This is a genomic window from Yokenella regensburgei, assembly GCF_003634235.1.
In the GTDB taxonomy this organism is placed as follows: domain Bacteria; phylum Pseudomonadota; class Gammaproteobacteria; order Enterobacterales; family Enterobacteriaceae; genus Yokenella; species Yokenella regensburgei.
Genome location: NZ_RBIZ01000006.1, coordinates 15,801 through 35,323 on the forward strand (window position 1 = coordinate 15,801; position 19,523 = coordinate 35,323).

At 55.3% G+C, this 19,523-nt stretch carries 18 protein-coding genes; 5 read left to right on the forward strand and 13 right to left on the reverse strand.

The features are described 5' to 3' along the window. Positions 1 to 11 precede the first annotated feature (11 nt). Positions 12 to 2,099, forward strand: coding sequence for a YccS/YhfK family putative transporter (locus C7387_RS18175; RefSeq protein WP_038253923.1), 2,088 nt, complete (start codon positions 12 to 14; stop codon positions 2,097 to 2,099). Here the strand turns inward: C7387_RS18175 and argD are convergent. The 5 genes from argD to ppiA form a co-directional block, all read right to left on the reverse strand. Next, entirely contained in the window at positions 2,089 to 3,309 is a 1,221-nt protein-coding gene (gene argD / locus C7387_RS18180) for a bifunctional acetylornithine/succinyldiaminopimelate transaminase (protein WP_120817225.1), read from the reverse strand. The two genes, C7387_RS18175 and argD, sit on opposite strands and share 11 nt — an antisense overlap. A gap of 84 nt (positions 3,310 to 3,393) precedes the next feature. Then, positions 3,394 to 3,957: an aminodeoxychorismate synthase component 2 gene (gene pabA / locus C7387_RS18185; RefSeq protein WP_006817531.1), complete on the reverse strand. Its 564-nt coding sequence runs from the start codon at positions 3,955 to 3,957 to the stop codon at positions 3,394 to 3,396. Positions 3,958 to 3,987: 30 nt separating this feature from the next. Beyond that, a complete protein-coding gene (locus C7387_RS18190; RefSeq protein WP_006817532.1) occupies positions 3,988 to 4,590 on the reverse strand; it encodes a putative adenosine monophosphate-protein transferase Fic in 603 nt (200 codons plus the stop codon). Then, entirely contained in the window at positions 4,580 to 4,747 is a 168-nt protein-coding gene (locus C7387_RS18195; protein WP_006817533.1) for a YhfG family protein, read from the reverse strand. Before C7387_RS18195 ends, C7387_RS18190 begins: the two co-directional genes overlap by 11 nt. 104 nt (positions 4,748 to 4,851) lie before the next feature. Next, positions 4,852 to 5,424 carry a peptidylprolyl isomerase A gene (gene ppiA, locus C7387_RS18200; protein ID WP_006817534.1) on the reverse strand — a complete coding sequence of 191 codons (573 nt, stop codon included), beginning with the start codon at positions 5,422 to 5,424 and terminating at the stop codon, positions 4,852 to 4,854. A gap of 303 nt (positions 5,425 to 5,727) precedes the next feature. Here ppiA and tsgA point away from each other — a divergent pair, with 303 nt between their 5' ends. Beyond that, the gene (tsgA, locus tag C7387_RS18205; protein WP_120817226.1) at positions 5,728 to 6,912 is read left to right on the forward strand and encodes an MFS transporter TsgA; all 1,185 of its coding nucleotides are present in this window, start codon (positions 5,728 to 5,730) and stop codon (positions 6,910 to 6,912) included. 3 nt (positions 6,913 to 6,915) lie between these two features. On the opposite strand, the gene C7387_RS18210 is transcribed toward tsgA, so the two are convergent. Next, a complete protein-coding gene (locus tag C7387_RS18210; RefSeq protein WP_120817227.1) occupies positions 6,916 to 8,232 on the reverse strand; it encodes a cytosine deaminase in 1,317 nt (438 codons plus the stop codon). A gap of 240 nt (positions 8,233 to 8,472) precedes the next feature. On the opposite strand from C7387_RS18210, the gene nirB reads away from it, so the two are divergent. The 3 genes from nirB (at position 8,473) to cysG (ending at position 12,860) form a co-directional block, all read left to right on the forward strand. Continuing rightward, positions 8,473 to 11,016 carry a nitrite reductase large subunit NirB gene (gene nirB, locus C7387_RS18215; RefSeq protein WP_006817539.1) on the forward strand — a complete coding sequence of 848 codons (2,544 nt, stop codon included), beginning with the start codon at positions 8,473 to 8,475 and terminating at the stop codon, positions 11,014 to 11,016. Continuing rightward, the gene (gene nirD, locus C7387_RS18220) at positions 11,013 to 11,339 is read left to right on the forward strand and encodes a nitrite reductase small subunit NirD (protein WP_120817228.1); all 327 of its coding nucleotides are present in this window, start codon (positions 11,013 to 11,015) and stop codon (positions 11,337 to 11,339) included. The genes nirB and nirD overlap by 4 nt, the downstream gene beginning before the upstream one ends. Positions 11,340 to 11,486: 147 nt before the next feature. Beyond that, positions 11,487 to 12,860, forward strand: coding sequence for a siroheme synthase CysG (gene cysG, locus C7387_RS18225; protein ID WP_120817229.1), 1,374 nt, complete (start codon positions 11,487 to 11,489; stop codon positions 12,858 to 12,860). 50 nt (positions 12,861 to 12,910) lie between these two features. Here cysG and trpS read toward each other — a convergent pair whose 3' ends face one another. From trpS to aroK, 7 genes are all read right to left on the reverse strand, one after another. After that, positions 12,911 to 13,915: a tryptophan--tRNA ligase gene (gene trpS / locus C7387_RS18230; RefSeq protein ID WP_038253907.1), complete on the reverse strand. Its 1,005-nt coding sequence runs from the start codon at positions 13,913 to 13,915 to the stop codon at positions 12,911 to 12,913. Beyond that, complete coding sequence (gene gph, locus C7387_RS18235; RefSeq protein WP_120817230.1) at positions 13,908 to 14,669, reverse strand: phosphoglycolate phosphatase; 762 nt, start codon at positions 14,667 to 14,669, stop codon at positions 13,908 to 13,910. Before gph ends, trpS begins: the two co-directional genes overlap by 8 nt. After that, complete coding sequence (gene rpe, locus C7387_RS18240; protein ID WP_006817544.1) at positions 14,662 to 15,339, reverse strand: ribulose-phosphate 3-epimerase; 678 nt, start codon at positions 15,337 to 15,339, stop codon at positions 14,662 to 14,664. The genes gph and rpe overlap by 8 nt, the downstream gene beginning before the upstream one ends. A 38-nt stretch (positions 15,340 to 15,377) precedes the next feature. Next, positions 15,378 to 16,214: an adenine-specific DNA-methyltransferase gene (dam, locus tag C7387_RS18245; RefSeq protein ID WP_006817545.1), complete on the reverse strand. Its 837-nt coding sequence runs from the start codon at positions 16,212 to 16,214 to the stop codon at positions 15,378 to 15,380. An 81-nt stretch (positions 16,215 to 16,295) separates the two neighbouring features. Further along, positions 16,296 to 17,591 (reverse strand): cell division protein DamX, encoded by a 1,296-nt coding sequence (damX, locus tag C7387_RS18250; protein WP_038253901.1) that lies wholly within the window; start codon positions 17,589 to 17,591, stop codon positions 16,296 to 16,298. An 85-nt stretch (positions 17,592 to 17,676) separates the two neighbouring features. After that, positions 17,677 to 18,771: a 3-dehydroquinate synthase gene (gene aroB / locus C7387_RS18255; RefSeq protein ID WP_120817231.1), complete on the reverse strand. Its 1,095-nt coding sequence runs from the start codon at positions 18,769 to 18,771 to the stop codon at positions 17,677 to 17,679. 61 nt (positions 18,772 to 18,832) lie between these two features. Further along, positions 18,833 to 19,354 (reverse strand): shikimate kinase AroK, encoded by a 522-nt coding sequence (gene aroK / locus C7387_RS18260; protein WP_006817548.1) that lies wholly within the window; start codon positions 19,352 to 19,354, stop codon positions 18,833 to 18,835. Positions 19,355 to 19,523: the final 169 nt, after the last annotated feature.

Below are 19,523 nucleotides of genomic sequence, written 5' to 3' on the forward strand. Positions count from 1 at the left end.
TTTTATCACCCATGTGGCGCAGGCTTATCTATCACCCGGAAGTTAACTACGCACTGCGGCAAACGCTGGTGTTGTGTCTTCCTGTGGCTGTGGGTCTGATTCTCGGCCATCTCCAGCAGGGTCTGCTGTTCTCCCTCGTTCCTGCCTGCTGCAACATTGCCGGCCTCGACACGCCGCATAAACGCTTTTTTAAACGCCTGGTCGTCGGCGGCACGCTGTTTGCCGTTTGCAGCCTGATAGTCCAGCTCCTGCTGGCAAAAGACATCCCCCTGCCGCTCATCCTGACCGGCTTGACGATGATACTTGGCGTGACGGCTGAGATTAGCGCCCTGCACGCCCGCCTGCTGCCCGCGTCGCTGATTGCCTCCATCTTCACCCTAAGCCTGGCTGGAAATATGCCGGTCTGGCAGCCGCTGCTGCTGTATGCGCTGGGTACTCTGTGGTACGGGCTCTTTAACTGGTTCTGGTTCTGGATGTGGAAAGAGCAGCCGCTGCGTGAATCCCTGAGCCTGCTGTATCGCCAGCTTGCCGACTACTGTGAAGCGAAGTACAGCCTGCTTACCCAGCACACCGACCCGACCACCGCGCTGCCGCCGCTGCTCAACCGCCAGCAAAAAGCGGTCGATCTGATAAGCCAGTGTTACCAGCAATTGCACATGCTGGCAGCCAACAAAAATCGCGATTACAAACGGCTGCTGCGGGTATTCCAGATGGGGCTCGATTTACAAGAGCATATCTCCGTCAGCCTGCATCAGCCGGAAGAGGTGCAGAAACTGGTGGAGCGCAGCCACGCCGAAGCGGTTATCCGCTGGAATGCCCAGACCATTGCAGCGCGGCTGCGCGAGCTTGCTGACGATATTCTTTATCACCGCTACCCGCACCGCTTCACGATGGATAAGCAGCTTGGCGCGCTGGAGAAAATCGCACGCCAGCATCCGGACAATCCGGTAGGCCAGTTCTGCGCCTGGCATTTCAGCCGTATCGCGCGCGTTCTTCGCACCCAGCGCCCGCTCTACCCTCGTAATCTGATGGCTGACAAAGAGCGTCGCCTGCCGGTTATTCCGGCACTGAGAAGCTATCTGTCGCTGAAGTCGTCGGCGCTGCGCAGCGCCGCACGTATCAGCGTGATGCTGAGCATCGCGAGCCTGATGGGTGCCGCCCTGCACCTGCCAAAACCGTACTGGATCCTGATGACCATCCTGCTGGTCACCCAGAACGGTTATGGCGCGACGCGGGTGAGGATCGTCCACCGTGCAATCGGTACCCTCGCCGGACTGGTGATTGTGGGAAGTACCCTGCACTTCCACGTCCCGGAAGGCTATACGCTAAGTGCGATGCTCATCATCACGCTGGTCAGCTATCTGATTATTCGTAAGAACTACGGTTGGGCGACGGTGGGCTTTACGGTGACCGCGGTATACACCATCCAGCTTCTGACCCTGAACGGTGAGCAGTTTATTGTCGCTCGCTTCATCGATACCATCATTGGCTGTCTGATAGCCTTCGGCGGCATGGTGTGGCTGTGGCCACAGTGGCAGACCGGCCTGCTACGTAAAAACGCCCAGGATGCGCTGGAGGCCGATCAGGAAGCCATTCGCTTGATCCTGAGCGACGATCCGCAGGCACCGGCGCTCGCCTACCAGCGAATGCGGGTCAATCAGGCGCACAATGCGCTGTTCAACTCGCTCAATCAGGCCATGCACGAGCCCGGTTTTAACACTCAATATCTGGAAGATATGAAACTGTGGGTAACCCATAGCCAGTTTATCGTCGAGCACATCAATGCCATGACGACGCTTGCCCGCGAGCATAACTGCCTGACGCCAGAGCTGACCGAACGTTATCTGCAATCCTGTGAAATTGCACTGCAGCGTTGTCAACAGCGACTGGAATATGATGAGCCAGGAAGCAGCGGGGAGACGAATATCATGGAATCACAGGATATGCTGTCCCACGAGCCGTCGAGCACCATGGAACAGCAATTTCAGCGCGTACTGGGGCATCTTAGCGCCATGTACACCATTTCGTCAGTGGCCTGGCGCCAGCGACCGCATCACGGTATCTGGCTGACCCGACGACTGAGTAAAGCTAGCCGTTAACGATAGCCTTCACCGCTTCAGCGAAGCGCGCCATCCCTTCGGTGATATCCGCCTCTTCCACCACCAACGATGGGGCAAAGCGCATCACGTCCGGCCCGGCGTTGAGCACCATCACCCCCGCACGCGCCGCAGCGTGCAGGAAATCACGGGCGCGGCCTTTGTACTGCGGTTTCAGCTGCGCGCCAATCAGCAGCCCCATGCCGCGAATGTCGCTGAATACATCAAAGCGGGCATCGATTTGCTGCAATTGCTGCACAAATAGTTCTCGCTTCGCCTTCACCCCGTTGAGCACCTCCGGGGTGTTGATAACATCGAATGCGGCTTCCGCAACCGCGCAGGCTAGCGGATTCCCGCCATAGGTTGAACCGTGGCTCCCCACGTGGAAGGCGCTGGCAATGTCTTCGGTAGTCAGCATCGCGCTCACCGGGAATCCGCCGCCTAACGCTTTGGCGCTGGTTAAAATATCCGGCGTCACGCCGTAATGCTGATAGGCAAACAGCGAGCCGGTGCGCCCCATGCCGCACTGCACTTCATCAAACACCAACAGCGCCTGATGTTTATCGCAAAGCTCACGCAGCCCCTGTAAAAACTCCGGCGTAGCCGCCGTCAGACCGCCTTCGCCCTGAATTGGCTCTACCACCACCGCGCAGGTGTGATCATCCATCACCGCCGCGACAGCATGAAGATCGTTAAACGGCACATGGATAATATCGGCCGGCTTCGGGCCAAAGCCGTCGGAGTATTTTGGTTGTCCGCCAACGGACACCGTAAACAGCGAACGACCATGGAACGCGTTATGGAAGGCAATGATTTTGCTTTTGTAAGGGCTGTGGCGTGTGGCAGCGTAATAGCGCGCCAGCTTGAAGGCGGTTTCGTTGGCTTCCGTTCCCGAGTTCATGAACACCACGCGTTCAGCGAAAGTGGCGTCAATAAGCTTACGTCCCAGGCGTAACGCTGGTTCATTAGTGAAGACGTTGCTGGTATGCCAGAGCATTTCCCCCTGAGCATGCAGCGCCGCCACCAGCGCCGGATGACAATGACCCAGCGCGGTCACAGCGATGCCGCCCGCAAAATCAACATACTCGTTGCCCTGCTGATCCCACACGCGACTGCCTTTCCCTTTCACCGGGATAAATTCCGCGGGTGAATAAATTGGCACTATCACATCATCAAACGTCGCGCGGGTAATTGCAGGTTGTTCCGTTGCCATGTCTTGACCACCTTCTATGCAGCAGTGATTATGAGAATATAATCACGAAATATGCATAAAAAATCAGTTAATGGCAACCACTATTCAGCCATGCAGGAAATTCGCCAGAAGCTGATGCCCCTGCTCGCTGAGGATACTTTCCGGATGGAACTGAACCCCTTCCAGTGCCCATTCGCGGTGTCGAATACCCATGATTTCACCGGTGTCACTTTGCGCCGTGACGTCAAAACAGGCAGGCAGCGTGGCGGGATCGATCACCAGTGAGTGATAGCGGGTCACGGTCAACGGGTTGTTCAGACCCCGGAACACCCCCTGCCCGGTGTGAGTAACGGGTGACGTTTTGCCGTGCATGACCTTTGCCGCCCGCACGATGGTTGCACCAAAGACCTGAGCCAGCGCCTGGTGTCCAAGGCACACGCCAAGAATGGGGAGTTTTCCGGCATAATGACGAATGACGTCGAGAGAAATTCCGGACTCATCCGGGGTACAGGGCCCCGGAGAGATAACGATTTTTTCCGGCGCCAGGCGGTCAATCTCTGCCAGAGTTATTTCATCGTTTCGCTTCACCACCACCTCGGCCCCCAGCTCGCAAAAGTACTGGTACAGGTTCCAGGTGAACGAATCGTAGTTATCAATCAGCAGAATCATGGCGGCTCCAGAACAAAAATCCGCTCTATTCTACTCAGATTCCCGCGCTTCGCTTACTACTTTGCTGAAGATGGCGCTAAGTGCGCGCAAATCTCCCATCGCGCCGCTCTGGTTCGCCTGCGCCCAGACGTCAGGCTCGATCCCTCGCCAGTCGAGCAGATACCCGGCATGCAGCGCCAGCTGCTCGAAGAAGATCCGCTGCGCAATGCCATTACCGATCCGGAAAGGATGCAGCACATTGATTTCACAATAGTAGTGACTCAGGCGAGAAATAAAATCACTACGCCCCAGCCCGGCGAGATACGCTTCCTCCTCAAGATGCTTCATCAGCGCATTGCCCTCTTTCTCGATATAAGCAAAGTGGCAGAAGCGGGTGTCCCCCTGGTAAATATCCACCTGGCGAAATGCGCCAGCCCAGTCAAAAACATCCTGGTAAAGATGATGGTGAATGGCGCAGAGGTGCGGCAAACCACGAGCGGGCGGGCCCAGCGCTAAAGTCGCCGCGCGCAGTGAGGTCAGCTCATACGCCGCCTGCTCCAGGCGCTGCGTCTGGTGAATACCCAGTCGGTTGCGCATGACATTCAGGCCAGGGTACAGGTAGGGATCGCGATCATCACCGTATTTATCGCTCATAGTGCCTCCTGAGTTCCTCAAGACGCGCTACCACCTGCGCATTTTCAAGAACGACCAGCGGCACATCAACGCCCTCCAGACGACGGCTGGCCTGAAAATTCGCGTTACGGCTCTGCACCCAGAGGTGCGATTTTTGCTTATCGGTGAGTTTTTGCATGATGGCCTCCCTGAGAGTCCCGCATTTGCCACAAGTATAAGCAGCAATTGACGGTTACGCAGAAAGGCCACAGAAGCGCGGGAGGTAACCCGCGCAAGGAGTGATTACGGCAGGACCTTCGCAGACAGGATAACGACAGGTTTTGTCGGGACATTCTGGTAAGGACCGACGTTATGGCTCTGCACCTGAGAGATTTTATCCGCCACGTCCATGCCTTTCACCACTTTACCAAATACCGCGTAGCCAAAGTCACGCTGGCCGTGGTCGAGGAAGGCATTGTCAGCAACGTTGATGAAGAACTGGCTGGTTGCGCTGTCCTGATCTGCAGTACGCGCCATCGCGATGGTGCCACGGGTGTTACGCAGTCCATTATCCGCTTCGTTTTTAATCGGTGGGTTTGGCTGCTTCTGCTGCATCTGCTCGTTAAAGCCGCCGCCCTGAATCATGAAACCCGGGATCACACGATGGAAAGTGGTGTTGTTATAAAAACCATTATTCACGTAATCCAGGAAGTTTTTCACCGAAATCGGCGCCTTCTGGCTGTTCAGTTCCAGCTCAATGTTCCCCGCGGAGGTCGTCAGCAGTACATGCGGGTCGCCCTTTGCTGCCAGAGCCGCAGGAGAAACAGCTGAGAATGCGAAGACGACAGCGACCGCCGCCAGTGTTGATTTGAGCATGAGAATTCCTTAACGGGTGCAGTAAAAAGAACGAGTGCCTTGATTCTAAAGAGGCTTCCAGACACAGGCCAGAGGTTTACTTAATTTTACGAATTTGAAACAGATGTAACCAGTCGCAGCCCGGTTTTATCAGGCTAAAAAACGTGATTGTGATCACGAAAGCGTTTGCAAAATGAGATCTGTTTCACATAAATCGTATGAATACATCACGTGAGAGAATAAAATCTGCCCGCCAAGACGCGCTGTCAATACGCTCAATATTAGAGCGTATTTGCGCTTTCATTTCTATTCACAGGCCAGTCAATGACTAACAGCAACCGTATCAAACTGACATGGATCAGCTTTTTCTCCTACGCACTCACCGGTGCGCTGGTGATCGTCACCGGGATGGTGATGGGAAACATTGCAGACTACTTCCATCTGCCGGTTTCCAGCATGAGCAACACCTTCACCTTCCTGAACGCCGGGATCCTGATTTCCATTTTCCTGAACGCCTGGCTGATGGAAATTGTGCCTCTGAGAACCCAGCTGCGTTTTGGCTTCGTGTTGATGGTGCTGGCAGTCGCCGGTTTGATGTTCAGCCACAGCCTGGCGTTGTTCTCCGTGGCCATGTTCGTGCTGGGCCTGGTTAGCGGTATCACGATGTCCATCGGTACCTTCCTCATCACCCACATGTACGAAGGACGTCAGCGCGGTGCACGTTTGCTGTTTACCGACTCCTTCTTCAGCATGGCCGGGATGATTTTCCCGATTGTCGCCGCCGTACTGCTGGCGCGCCATATCGAATGGTACTGGGTATACGCCTGCATCGGCCTGGTTTACGTCGCTATTTTCCTGCTGACTTTCGGCTGTGAATTCCCGGTTCTGGGTAAAAAAGCACAGACCAGCGATGAGCCGGTCGTGAAAGAGAAGTGGGGGATCGGCGTGCTGTTCCTGTCCGTTGCCGCGCTGTGCTACATCCTCGGTCAGCTGGGTTTCATCTCCTGGGTACCGGAATATGCCAAGGGGCTTGGCATGAGCCTGAACGATGCCGGTAAGCTGGTGAGCGACTTCTGGATGTCTTATATGTTTGGCATGTGGGCGTTCAGCTTCATTCTGCGCTTCTTCGATCTGCAGCGTATTCTGACCGTGCTGGCGGGCCTGGCAACCGTGCTGATGTACTTCTTCATCAACGGTTCACCAGACCATATGCCATGGTTCATTCTGACCTTAGGCTTCTTCTCAAGCGCTATCTACACCTCGATTATCACGCTCGGCTCACTGCAGACCAAAGTCGCTTCACCGAAGCTGGTGAATTTCGTCCTGACCTGCGGCACCATCGGTACCATGCTCACCTTCGTAGTGACCGGCCCGATCGTTGCCCACAGCGGCCCGCTGGCAGCGCTGCATACTGCTAACGGACTCTATGCCGTGGTGTTTGTCATGTGCTTCATTCTGGGGTTCGTGACCCGCCACCGTCAGCATAACGAGACGACGGCAGCTCACTAAGCCTTACGCCCCTTTGTCGCTGGCAAAGGGGCTGTTTTGCGTAAAGAAAACCTCTTCTCCACCGCTATCCGTCTGCACCCAGGTTTGCGCCAGTTGCGTGGTCGCAATCACTCTTCCCTGACGAATCGACCAGCGTACCGGCACCTGCGCCCGCACCGCTTCAAAACCGTTCTCTGCTGGCAGAATGATAAAGTTGGCCGGAAGCCCCGTCGCGATGCCATATTCAGCCACCCCAAACGTCCGGGCGCTGTTATCGGTGATGAGCTTCAGGCTGTCATTGATTTGCCCATAGCCCATCATCTGGCACACATGTAGCCCCATATGCAGCACCTGCAGCATATTGCCAGTGCCCAGCGGATACCACGGGTCAAACACATCGTCATGACCAAAGCAGACGTTAATATCCGCCGCCAGAAGCTCTTTCACCCGCGTGATCCCACGGCGTTTTGGATAATCGTCAAAGCGTCCCTGCAGGTGAATATTCACCAGCGGGTTAGCGACAAAGTTGATACCAGAGAGCTTCAACAGGCGAAACAGACGCGAGGTGTACGCCCCGTTGTACGAGTGCATTGCCGTGGTGTGGCTGGCGGTCACACGCGCACCCAACCCCTCTTTGAGCGCCAGCGCGGCAACGGTTTCAACAAAACGCGACTGCTCATCATCGATTTCATCGCAATGGATATCGAGCGGCTTGTCGTATTTCTTCGCCAACGCGAACGCTACGTGCAAAGACTCCACACCATATTCACGAGTGAATTCAAAGTGTGGAATGGCGCCTACCACGTCTGCGCCCAGCCGCAGCGCCTCTTCCAGCAACGCCTCGCCGTTGGGGTAGGACAAAATGCCCTCCTGCGGGAATGCCACAATCTGCAGTTCAATCCACGGCGCGACCTCCTGCTTCACTTCCAGCATCGCCTTCAGCGCGGTAAGCGTTGGGTCAGAAACATCGACATGGGTACGGACGAACTGAATGCCGTTAGCAATCTGCCACTTCAGGGTTTTCCAGGCTCGTTGCTTTACGTCCTCATGGCTCAGCAGCGCTTTACGTTCGGCCCAGCGCTCAATGCCTTCAAACAGCGTACCAGACTGATTCCAGTGCGGTTCCCCGGCTGTTTGCGTGGTATCCAGATGAATGTGCGGCTCAATAAACGGGGGAATAGCAAGCCCGCCGCGCGCGTTGAGCACCTCGTAGCTTTCACTACCGCCCTCTCCCATAGGAGTAATTGCGCCAAAACGCCCCTTATCAATCGCGATTTGCCATAACCCTTCGCGATCCGCCAGGCGGACATTTTGAATTAACCAAAGTGGTGTGGTCGTCATTGCTTATCTCCTGCGATGGCGGGCTCACGCTGCAGCTCGCACTCTGTGCGTTATTTCATCTTATTTTGTACATAAAATCAGCACAACAAAAAAGCCAGCGTTTTCCATTACTTATAAAATTACTGCCAAATCATATGCATACCCATTAGGGGGTAGTTAAAGGCGTATTTGATTTGTATCAATAACAGCGGGTGCTGAATCGTTAAGGTAGGCGGTAATAGAAAAGAAATCGAGGCAATAATGAGCAAAGTCAGACTCGCTATCATCGGTAATGGCATGGTCGGCCACCGTTTTATTGAGGATCTCCTCGATAAAGCCTCTGCTGACCAGTTCGACATTACCGTGTTCTGTGAAGAACCCCGCATCGCCTACGACCGCGTCCACCTGTCATCTTACTTCTCCCACCACACAGCGGAAGAACTTTCGCTGGTCCGCGAAGGATTTTATGAGAAGCATGGCATTAAGGTGCTGGTCGGCGAGCGCGCTATCACCATCAACCGCCAGGAGAAGGTTATCCACTCCAGCGCGGGCCGTACTGTATTTTACGACAAACTGATTATGGCGACCGGCTCCTATCCGTGGATCCCGCCAATCAAAGGTTCTGAAACCCAGGATACGTTCGTTTACCGTACCATCGAAGATCTCAACGCCATTGAAGCCTGCGCCCGTCGCAGCAAGCGTGGAGCCGTGGTTGGCGGTGGCCTGCTGGGCCTCGAAGCCGCCGGTGCACTGAAAAACCTAGGCGTTGAAACTCATGTGATTGAGTTTGCCCCTATGCTGATGGCCGAGCAGCTCGACCAGATGGGCGGCGAGCAGCTAAAGCGCAAAATTGAAAGCATGGGCGTGCGTGTGCACACCAGCAAAAACACCAAAGAGATTGTCCAGGAAGGCACCGAAGCGCGTAAAACCATGCATTTCGCCGATGGCAGCGCGCTGGAAGTCGATTTCATCGTCTTCTCCACCGGTATCCGCCCGCGTGACAAACTCGCCACCCAGTGTGGCCTGGCCGTTGCCCAGCGCGGCGGTATTATGATTAACGACAGTTGCCAGACGTCTGACCCTGATATCTATGCTATCGGTGAATGTGCGAGCTGGAATAACCGCGTTTACGGCCTGGTCGCCCCTGGCTACAAAATGGCACAGGTGGCAGTTGACCACATTCTTGGCAGCGAAAACGCCTTTGAAGGCGCTGACCTCAGCGCCAAGCTGAAGCTGCTGGGCGTTGACGTTGGCGGCATCGGCGATGCGCATGGTCGCACCCCTAACGCCCGCAGTTACGTCTACCTCGATGAAAACAAAGAGGTCTACAAACGCCTTATCGTTAGCCCGGACAACAAAACGCTGCTCGGTGCGGTACTGGTCGGCGACACCAGCGACTACGGCAACCTGCTGCAGCTGGTGCTGAACGCCATTGAGCTACCGGAAAACCCGGATGCGCTTATTCTCCCGGCGCATGCCGCAGGCGGCAAACCGGCGATCGGCGTAGACAAACTGCCCGACAGCGCGCAAATTTGCTCCTGCTTCGACGTCACCAAAGGCGACCTGATCTCAGCTATCAACAAGGGTTGCCACACTGTGGCAGCGCTGAAGGCCGAAACCAAAGCCGGTACCGGCTGCGGCGGCTGTATCCCGCTGGTCACCCAGGTGCTGAACGCGGAGCTTGCGAAACAGGGTATCGAAGTGAACCACAATCTGTGTGAACACTTTGCCTACTCTCGTCAGGAGCTGTATCACCTCATTCGCGTGGAAGGCATCAAAACCTTCGACGAGCTGCTGGAAAAACACGGCAAGGGCTACGGTTGTGAAGTCTGTAAGCCGACCGTCGGCTCTCTGCTGGCTTCCTGCTGGAATGACTACATCCTGAAGCCGCAGCTGACGCCGCTGCAGGATACCAACGACAACTTCCTGGCTAACATTCAGAAAGACGGTACCTACTCGGTCATCCCTCGCTCTGCGGGCGGCGAAATTACGCCGGAAGGCCTGATGGCTGTAGGTCGTATTGCGGCTGAATTCAATCTGTATACCAAAATCACCGGCTCCCAGCGTATCGGCCTCTTTGGCGCACAGAAAGATGACTTGCCGGAGATCTGGCGTCAGCTGATTGAAGCCGGGTTCGAAACCGGCCACGCCTATGCCAAAGCGCTGCGTATGGCGAAAACCTGCGTCGGCAGCACCTGGTGCCGCTACGGCGTGGGCGATAGCGTCGGCTTTGGCGTTGAGCTGGAAAACCGCTACAAAGGTATTCGTACTCCGCACAAAATGAAGTTCGGCGTGTCGGGCTGTACCCGCGAATGTGCGGAAGCCCAGGGGAAAGACGTCGGTATCATCGCCACCGAGAAGGGCTGGAACCTGTATGTCTGTGGTAACGGCGGGATGAAACCACGTCACGCCGATCTGCTCGCCGCCGATCTCGACAGCGAAACGCTGATTAAGTACCTCGACCGCTTCATGATGTTCTATATCCGCACCGCCGACAAACTGACGCGTACCGCGCCATGGCTGGACGCGATGGAAGGCGGTATTGACTACCTGCGCGCCGTCATTATCGACGACAAACTGGGTCTGAATGAACAACTGGAAGCAGAGCTGGAACGTCTGCGTGCCGCGTTTGCCTGCGAATGGACCGAGACGGTAAACAACCCGGCCGCCCAGGTTCGCTTCAAACACTTCATCAACAGCGCTCAACGCGATCCGAACGTACAGGTTGTGCCTGAACGTGAGCAGCATCGCCCGGCAACACCGTACGAACGCATTCCTGTAACTCTGGTGGAGGAAAACGTATGAGCCAGTGGGTAAACATCTGCAGCATCGACGATATTCTGCCGCAAACGGGCGTTTGCGCCCTGCTGGGTCAACAGCAGGTGGCTATTTTCCGTCCGCACCACGATGAGCAGGTCTTCGCCATTAGTAACATCGACCCGTTCTTTGAAGCGAGCGTTCTGTCGCGCGGTCTGATTGCCGAACACAACGGCGATCTGTGGGTGGCAAGCCCGCTGAAAAAGCAGCGCTTCCGCCTGCGCGATGGCCTGTGCATGGAAGACGAAAGCCACTCCATTGCACATTTCGATGCGCGCGTAAAAGACGGCCAGGTGCAGTTGAAAGCCTGATCGTTTTGGGAATAAGTAATACCAAAAACTTATGACCTGAAAGGGATAACAGCGGGAAAAATCGTATATTCCATACGATGACTGCTGTTATCCTTACCCGCACTATTTATCCCCCAGTTGCGCCTGTTAACGCCGTGAGGTTACCCCGTGGATCACTTACCTATCTTTTGCCAACTGCGCGATCGTGACTGTTTGCTGGTCGGCGGCGGAGATGTTGCCGAGCGTAAAGCGCGCTTGCTGCTGGATGCCGGCGCGCGCCTCACCGTTAACGCGCTCGACGTTGTACCTCAGTTCTCTGTCTGGGCAGACGCTGGCCTGCTCACTCTGGTTAAAGGTCACTTTGATGAATCGCTACTTGACCCTTGCTGGCTGGTGATTGCCGCCACCGACAATGAAGAAGTGAACGGACAGGTCAGCCAGGCTGCGGAAGCACGACGTATTTTTTGTAACGTGGTGGATGCGCCAAAACAGGCGAGCTTCATCATGCCGTCGATCATCGACCGCTCTCCGCTGATGGTTGCCGTCTCCTCCGGAGGCACCTCTCCGGTGCTGGCCCGTTTGCTACGTGAGAAACTGGAAGCCAGTTTGCCTCAGCATCTAGGTCAGCTCGCCCACTTTGCCGGGCAGCTGCGCTCACGGGTGAAACAACGGTTTGCCACAATAAGTGAACGCCGCCGCTTCTGGGAGAAGCTCTTTGTCAACGACCGCCTGGCGCAGTCGCTCGCGAATCAGGACGAGAAAGCGATCCACGAAACCACCGAGCAGTTGCTGGAGGAAGACCTCGACAACCGTGGAGAAGTGGTGCTGGTCGGTGCCGGCCCGGGTGACGCCGGATTGTTGACCTTAAAAGGGCTCCAGCAAATCCAGCAAGCAGACATCGTGGTGTATGACCGTCTGGTTTCTGACGATATCATGAACCTGGTGCGACGCGATGCTGACCGGGTGTTCGTCGGTAAACGCGCAGGCTACCACTGCGTTCCCCAGGAAGAGATCAACCAGATCCTGCTGCGTGAAGCGCAGAAGGGCAAGCGCGTGGTGCGCTTAAAAGGGGGCGATCCCTTTATCTTTGGACGTGGCGGTGAAGAGCTGGAAACCCTGTGTCAGGCGGGAATTCCGTTTTCCGTCGTGCCAGGAATTACCGCTGCCTCTGGCTGCTCGGCGTATGCCGGGATCCCATTGACTCACCGGGACTACGCCCAGAGCGTTCGTCTGGTTACCGGTCACCTGAAAACCGGCGGTGAGCTCGACTGGCAAAACCTTGCCGCAGAAAAGCAAACACTGGTGTTTTACATGGGACTGAACCAGGCCGCCGCTATTCAACAAAAGCTGCTGGAGCACGGCATGCCGTCGGATATGCCGGTAGCGATAGTCGAAAATGGTACCGCCATTAAGCAACGCGTGGTCGATGGTGCATTAACGGAGCTTGCTGCGCTTGCAACACAAATGGAAAGCCCGGCGCTTATCATCGTCGGCCGGGTAGTGGCGCTACGCGACAAGCTCAACTGGTTCTCGAACCACTAACCAACGAATCTAGCTGTAAAAAAACCGGGTTTCCCCGGTTTTTTTATCACTTACGGATGGGCGACAAAGCCAATGGCTTCATATACCGCCTTCAGCGTCACCGATGCACGCGCACGCGCTTTCTCCGCTCCTTCCTTCATCACTTTCTGCAGGAAGGCTTCGTCATTGCGATAGCGGTGATAACGTTCCTGTAGCTCGGTCAGCATGCCAGAAACCGCTTCGGCAACTTCGGTCTTCAGATGACCGTACATTTTGCCTTCGAAGTGCTGCTCAAGCTCCGGAATAGTTTTGCCGGTAACACCGGAAAGAATATCCAGCAGGTTGGCAACCCCGGCTTTGTTCTGCACGTCATAACGTACCACCGGCGGCTCGTCGCCGTCGGTCATTGCACGTTTGATCTTCTTCACGACCGATTTTGGATCTTCCAGCAGGCCAATCACGTTGTTGCGGTTATCGTCCGACTTGGACATCTTTTTGGTCGGCTCCAGCAGCGACATCACGCGAGCGCCGGATTTCGGAATAAACGGCTCCGGCACTTTGAAGATATCGCCATACAGCGAGTTGAAGCGCTGAGCGATGTCGCGGCTCAGCTCCAGATGCTGTTTCTGGTCTTCACCCACCGGTACCTGATTGGTCTGATACAGCAGGATATCCGCTGCCATCAGCACCGGGTAGTCAAACAGGCCAGCGTTGATGTTTTCCGCATAGCGGGCAGATTTGTCCTTGAACTGGGTCATACGGCTCAGTTCGCCGAAATAGGTGTAACAGTTCAGTGCCCAACCCAGCTGCGCGTGCTCTGGCACGTGAGACTGCACGAAAATGGTGCTCTTTTCCGGATCGATGCCACAGGCCAGATACAGCGCCAGCGTATCCAGCGTGGCTTTGCGCAGCTGCTGAGCGTCCTGGCGAACGGTGATCGCATGCTGGTCAACGATGCAGTAAATACAGTGATAGTCATCCTGCATGTTCACCCACTGACGCAGCGCACCCATATAGTTGCCAATGGTCAATTCACCTGACGGCTGTGCGCCACTAAAAACAACGGGCTTAGTCATTATTCAATTCCTGATGTTCACTGTACGGAAGCCCAAGTGCGGGCAGTAGTTCATCGAAGCGATCGAAAATATAATCAGGCTCGCTGAGTTCGATCGATTCGCCATAGTTATAGCCGTAGGTCAAACCTACAGAGCAGCAGCCCGCGGCTTTCGCGGCCTGGATATCGTTGCGGGAATCACCGACAAACAGCAACGATGAAGGTACAACGCTTAAGCGTTCAGCCACCAGCAGCAGTGGCTCCGGGTGCGGCTTTTTGTTCTGCACATCATCGCCACCGATGATAACGTCGAACAAATGTGCAATGCCCAGCGCTTCGAGGATCGGCGCCACAAACGGCGTCGGCTTGTTGGTGACCAGCGCCAACGGCAGCCCTTTGGTATGCAGTACGCCCAGCGTTTCGGCAACAGACGGGAACAGATAGCTCCCCTCTTCGGCAAAGTCGGCGTAATAGCGATCAAACAGTTTACGTAAAATGGCAACCTGTTCGTTCTGCGGGATGTCGTCGTGGTCAACAGAGGGTTTGCCCTGCTGCGCGCGCAGCGCAGTGCGCTCCTGACGAGCCCAGGTCAGCGCACGCTGCATCAGCACATCGGCACCGTTGCCAATCCAGGTGACAACGCGTTCTTCACCTGCAACCGGCAGTTCCAGCGCGTATAATGCGTTATCAACGGCCGCTGTCAGCCCCGGCGCGCTGTCAACCAGCGTGCCGTCCAGATCGAAAGCTACCGCTTTTATATTCTCTAACTTAGCCATGAGTTACCTTTGCCAGTTCACGGCGCATCTCATCGACCACTTTTTTGTAATCCGGCTGCTCGAAAATAGCGGAGCCCGCGACAAACATATCCGCCCCGGCAGCCGCGATTTCGGCGATGTTGCTCACCTTCACCCCACCGTCAACTTCCAGACGAATGTCATAACCGGATTCATCAATACGACGGCGCACTTCACGCAGTTTCTCCAGCGTGTGCGGAATAAAGGACTGACCGCCAAAGCCCGGGTTTACCGACATCAGCAAAATCACATCCAGCTTATCCATCACGTGATCGAGATACGTCAGCGGGGTCGCCGGGTTAAACACCAGACCCGCTTTACAACCATGCTCTTTGATGAGTTGCAGGGAGCGATCGACGTGTTCTGACGCTTCCGGATGGAAAGTGATGATGCTGGCACCCGCCGCCGCGAAATCGGGAATAATGCGATCAACCGGTTTCACCATCAGGTGCACATCAATCGGGGCGGTAATGCCGTACTTACGCAGAGATTTCAGGACCATCGGGCCGATAGTCAGGTTCGGTACGTAGTGGTTATCCATTACGTCGAAATGTACGACGTCCGTGCCGGCAGCCAGCACCTTCGCCGTATCTTCACCCAGGCGGGCAAAATCAGCCGACAGAATTGAGGGGGCAATCAAATACTGTTTCATCCGCTTCTCCTAAGATGCCTGGCAAGCCAGGCTCACATTTATTTTTTCGCGGGGGAAACGACTCCTGGGCGGTACAGAGCCAGCAGTTCGTCCACCTTTTTACGTGTGCCGCCGTTGCTGCTGATACTGCGCCGAACTTTGACGACGTGCAGTTTGGCTAACTGATACCACTCACGCGTAAGCGCCGTATCATGGTTAGAAATCAGCACCGGGATATGTTTATCTACCAGTCCTTCCGCCAGCTGCGCCAGATGCGCCTGCTGTTCCAGGCTAAAACTGTTGGTGTGATAAGCCGTAAAATTCGCGGTCGCTGAAAGCGGCGCATACGGCGGATCGCAATACACAACGGTCGAGTTATCAGCACGCGCCAGGCTATCGGCGTAAGACTCGCAGTAGAAAAAGGCATTCTGCGCTTTTTGCGCAAAATGGTACAACTCCGCTTCCGGGAAGTAAGGCTTTTTGTAACGGCCAAACGGCACGTTAAATTCGCCTTTCAGGTTGTAGCGACAAAGACCATTGTAACCATGTCGGTTCATATACAAAAACAGAACCGCACGACGCAGCGGGTCCTGGCACTTGTTGAACTCTTCACGGAACTGATAGTACGCCTCTGATGTGTTGGTCGCGGGCGTAAACATCTCACGCGCAGCTACCACGTATTCATCCGTCTGTGTTTTGACGATGTTATAGAGGCTTATCAAATCGCTGTTGATATCCGCGAGGATATAACGAGAAAAGTCGGTGTTCAGGAACACCGACCCGGCGCCCACGAAGGGCTCAATCAGGCATTCCCCTTTCGGCAAATGCTTACGTATATCATCGAGCAGGGGGTATTTCCCCCCTGCCCATTTCAAAAAAGCGCGATTTTTTTTCATGCTGTCTGACTACTTACACGTTCTCCGGCTGTGGAGAATGGCTCCGACAGCATCCTGCGCTCGAGGCAATTTGCCCAGGCATTACTTCAGATCCGTCTGGACCTGATGAAGTGGTTTTGCCCAAGGGTTTTTCGCCTGTACATCTGCAGGCAGCGTGGCAACTGCACGCTTCGCGTCATCTTTCGATGCGTAAACACCACTGACCAGCACGTACCACGGTTGACCGTTACGCGTTGTCTGATACACCACGTAGTTTTTCAGGTTCTCTTTCTTCGCCCAACCGTTCAGGTTGTCGTAGTTAGAGGAGCTGCTTAACTGGAGCGTATAGTGACTGGCTGGAGCGGTCTTCAGTGCGCCCACGTCACCCGCCGATTTTCCGGCAGAAGATGCAGCCGCTGCGCTCGGGGCGGCAGCAGAAGCGGTAGCCGTCGCAGCCGGTGCGGTAGTGGTCGCCGCAGGCTTAGCTGGGGTGGCGGTCACTGGCGCTTTTTCTGGCGCTGGTGTCGCAACGGTTTCCGTGCGTTTTGGCTGAGTCACCGCTTTCGGCTCGCTGACCGGCGCTTTAGCAACAGTCTGCGGTTTAGATTCAATCACGGTGTGCTTACGTTCCGGACGCGGAGCCGGTGTGGCCTGACGCGGTGCGGTTTCCGTAGTCGCCACCTGACGCGGAGCCGTCGTAGCAGCGCCAGCGGCACCGTTACGTACCGGAGCAACGGTAGCCGGTTCGGTCGGCAGAGTGGAGTTCACCACGGCATTATCAACCTGACCCTGCTGCTGCGTCAGCGCATTATTCAGGTCGCCCTGAACTTCAACGCGCTGCTGACCTTCCGGAGCTGTCGTTGCCTGGCCCTGCGTTGGGGTAGAAGAGATAGGCGGTACCGTCACACCCTGAGGTTCGTTATTCGCCGCTGTCTGGCCTGCAGCTGCACCCGGTGCTGGCTGCGCACCGTTGGTTTGCTCGCTGGCATTACCAGAAAGGTCAATGCTACGTTCAGAAGATGCGGTTTGTTGTTCAGTCGACGGCGAAGACGGCGCTTTCAGCGCAGAACCGATACCGACGATCAGCAGCAGCAGTACCAGGATGCCAAGCCCCATCATCATATACTGACGAGAAGCCGGTTTACCGGAAGCAGCACTTTTACGTTTACGCGGGCGGCGTTCAACCGGCGCTTCGGACTCATCGTCCGACTCGTACTCTTCTTCTTCATCGTCACGCGCGTTGCGGGTGCGCGTCGGGCGACGTTCTTCAGCATCGAGATCCAGCTCATCAAAATTGATCTGTGGCTCGTTTTCACGATCGGAAGATTGACGTGAGCGACCAGCACGACGATCGCTGGGATCGGGTTTCAGCTCGTCTTCTGGTTTATATTCATCCATTTAACACCCCACTAAAAGGCTTATGCCAACGACAATTGCACGTCACCTGAAGTTATACTGCCGCATCAACGCGGACTGACCTTTCTTATTGTTGCTCCTGCTGAGTATCAGCAATCGCTTCAAGAACCACTTCATGCGACACTCCGCCGCGAACTTCGCTCTTCCCTATCGCCAGCGGCAGCACTAAGCGTAGCTCACCAGCTAAAACTTTCTTATCACGCATCATATGAGGCAGATAAGAATCAGCAGACATTTCCCGTGGCCCCGTTACCGGAAGCCCTGCCCGCTTGAGCAGCGCAATAATGCGCTGTGTATCTTTGGCAGCAAACTGCCCTAAACGTTCAGATGCATGCGCCGCCATCACCATCCCAGCCGCCACGGCTTCGCCGTGAAGCCAGTTGCCGTAACCCATTTCGGCTTCAATGGCATGACCAAACGTATGTCCAAGATTCAGTAAAGCACGTAAGCCGGATTCGCGCTCGTCGGCGGCCACAACTTCGGCTTTCAGCTCACAACAACGGCGGATGCAATACGCCATCGCTTTTTCATCCAGCGCCATCAGCGCATCGATGTTCTGCTCAAGCCAGCTAAAGAACTCGCCATCCAGAATGATGCCGTACTTAATGACTTCAGCAAGACCCGATGAGAGCTCACGGGTAGGCAAAGTTTTCAGGCAATCCAGGTCCACCACCACGGAGGCGGGCTGCCAGAATGCACCGATCATGTTTTTGCCAAGAGGATGATTGACGGCAGTTTTACCGCCAACGGAGGAGTCGACCTGCGAGAGCAACGTCGTGGGCACCTGAATAAAACGCACACCACGCTGATAGCTGGCGGCGGCAAAACCGGTCAAATCGCCCACCACGCCGCCGCCAAGGGCAACCAGCGTCGTATCGCGACCATGCGGTTTTTGTAGCAAGGCAGTGAAAACGGTATCCATCACCGCCAGGCTTTTGTGCTGTTCGCCGTCAGGAAGGATGACGCTGTCAACCTTCACTCCGGCCTGCTCCAGAACGGAGCGCACTTTTTCCAGATACAGCGGCGCCAGCGTCTCGTTGGTCACCAACATGACCTGGTCACCTGATTTCAGCGGCCAGAAAGACGCGGGCTCATTGAACAAACCCACCGCGATGGTGATCGGGTAACTACGTTCCCCGAGAGTGACTGTGAGTCTCTCCATAACGCGCATCCACCTTATTAGCTTAATGTCGCTTAAACGCCGGTGTTCTGGTTATCCAGAATCAGTTGCTTTCCAGCATATGAATAATCTGGTTTGCGACGACTTTCGCGCTTTGATCGTCGGTGCGAATGGTGACGTCTGCAATTTCCTCATACAGCGGATTGCGTTCGCCAGCCAATGCTTCCAGCACTTCACGCGGCGGTGTCTCTACCTGCAGCAGAGGACGTTTTTTGTCACGTTGGGTACGAGCCAGCTGTTTTTCGATTGTGGTTTCCAGATACACCACGACACCGCGCGCAGAAAGGCGATTGCGAGTTTCCCGGGATTTTACAGAGCCGCCGCCAGTAGCCAGCACAATACCCTGCTTTTCCGTGAGTTCGTTGATGATCTTTTCTTCACGATCGCGGAAACCTTCTTCGCCTTCGACGTCAAAGACCCAACCTACATCTGCACCAGTACGTTTCTCAATCTCTTGATCAGAATCGTAAAATTCCATGCTGAGTTGTTGGGCTAACTGGCGCCCAATAGTGCTTTTGCCGGCACCCATAGGCCCAACCAGAAAGATATTGCGTTTCTCTGCCATTTTTTCGGTACTACTAAGACTATTCGTTAATGGTAAACCCACGTCGCCTTTCAGCGGCGCCGCAGGACATGAACTGAAACCTCATATGCGATAGAGCGAGAGTCAGACTAAAAATTATCTCAATACTCCAGCGTGTTTGGCAACAGTAAAGATCGCCGGGCCTCTGGCG

Bases quoted from the DNA above. Each gene is read 5' to 3' on its own strand.
- C7387_RS18175 (WP_038253923.1), top strand. From the start codon at position 12: ATGTGGCGCAGGCTTATCTATCACCCGGAAGTTAACTACGCACTGCGG.
- argD (WP_120817225.1), bottom strand. From the start codon at position 3,309: ATGGCAACGGAACAACCTGCAATTACCCGCGCGACGTTTGATGATGTG.
- pabA (WP_006817531.1), bottom strand. From the start codon at position 3,957: ATGATTCTGCTGATTGATAACTACGATTCGTTCACCTGGAACCTGTAC.
- C7387_RS18190 (WP_006817532.1), bottom strand. From the start codon at position 4,590: ATGAGCGATAAATACGGTGATGATCGCGATCCCTACCTGTACCCTGGC.
- C7387_RS18195 (WP_006817533.1), bottom strand. From the start codon at position 4,747: ATGCAAAAACTCACCGATAAGCAAAAATCGCACCTCTGGGTGCAGAGC.
- ppiA (WP_006817534.1), bottom strand. From the start codon at position 5,424: ATGCTCAAATCAACACTGGCGGCGGTCGCTGTCGTCTTCGCATTCTCA.
- tsgA (WP_120817226.1), top strand. From the start codon at position 5,728: ATGACTAACAGCAACCGTATCAAACTGACATGGATCAGCTTTTTCTCC.
- C7387_RS18210 (WP_120817227.1), bottom strand. From the start codon at position 8,232: ATGACGACCACACCACTTTGGTTAATTCAAAATGTCCGCCTGGCGGAT.
- nirB (WP_006817539.1), top strand. From the start codon at position 8,473: ATGAGCAAAGTCAGACTCGCTATCATCGGTAATGGCATGGTCGGCCAC.
- nirD (WP_120817228.1), top strand. From the start codon at position 11,013: ATGAGCCAGTGGGTAAACATCTGCAGCATCGACGATATTCTGCCGCAA.
- trpS (WP_038253907.1), bottom strand. From the start codon at position 13,915: ATGACTAAGCCCGTTGTTTTTAGTGGCGCACAGCCGTCAGGTGAATTG.
- gph (WP_120817230.1), bottom strand. From the start codon at position 14,669: ATGGCTAAGTTAGAGAATATAAAAGCGGTAGCTTTCGATCTGGACGGC.
- rpe (WP_006817544.1), bottom strand. From the start codon at position 15,339: ATGAAACAGTATTTGATTGCCCCCTCAATTCTGTCGGCTGATTTTGCC.
- dam (WP_006817545.1), bottom strand. From the start codon at position 16,214: ATGAAAAAAAATCGCGCTTTTTTGAAATGGGCAGGGGGGAAATACCCC.
- damX (WP_038253901.1), bottom strand. From the start codon at position 17,591: ATGGATGAATATAAACCAGAAGACGAGCTGAAACCCGATCCCAGCGAT.
- aroB (WP_120817231.1), bottom strand. From the start codon at position 18,771: ATGGAGAGACTCACAGTCACTCTCGGGGAACGTAGTTACCCGATCACC.
- aroK (WP_006817548.1), bottom strand. From the start codon at position 19,354: ATGGCAGAGAAACGCAATATCTTTCTGGTTGGGCCTATGGGTGCCGGC.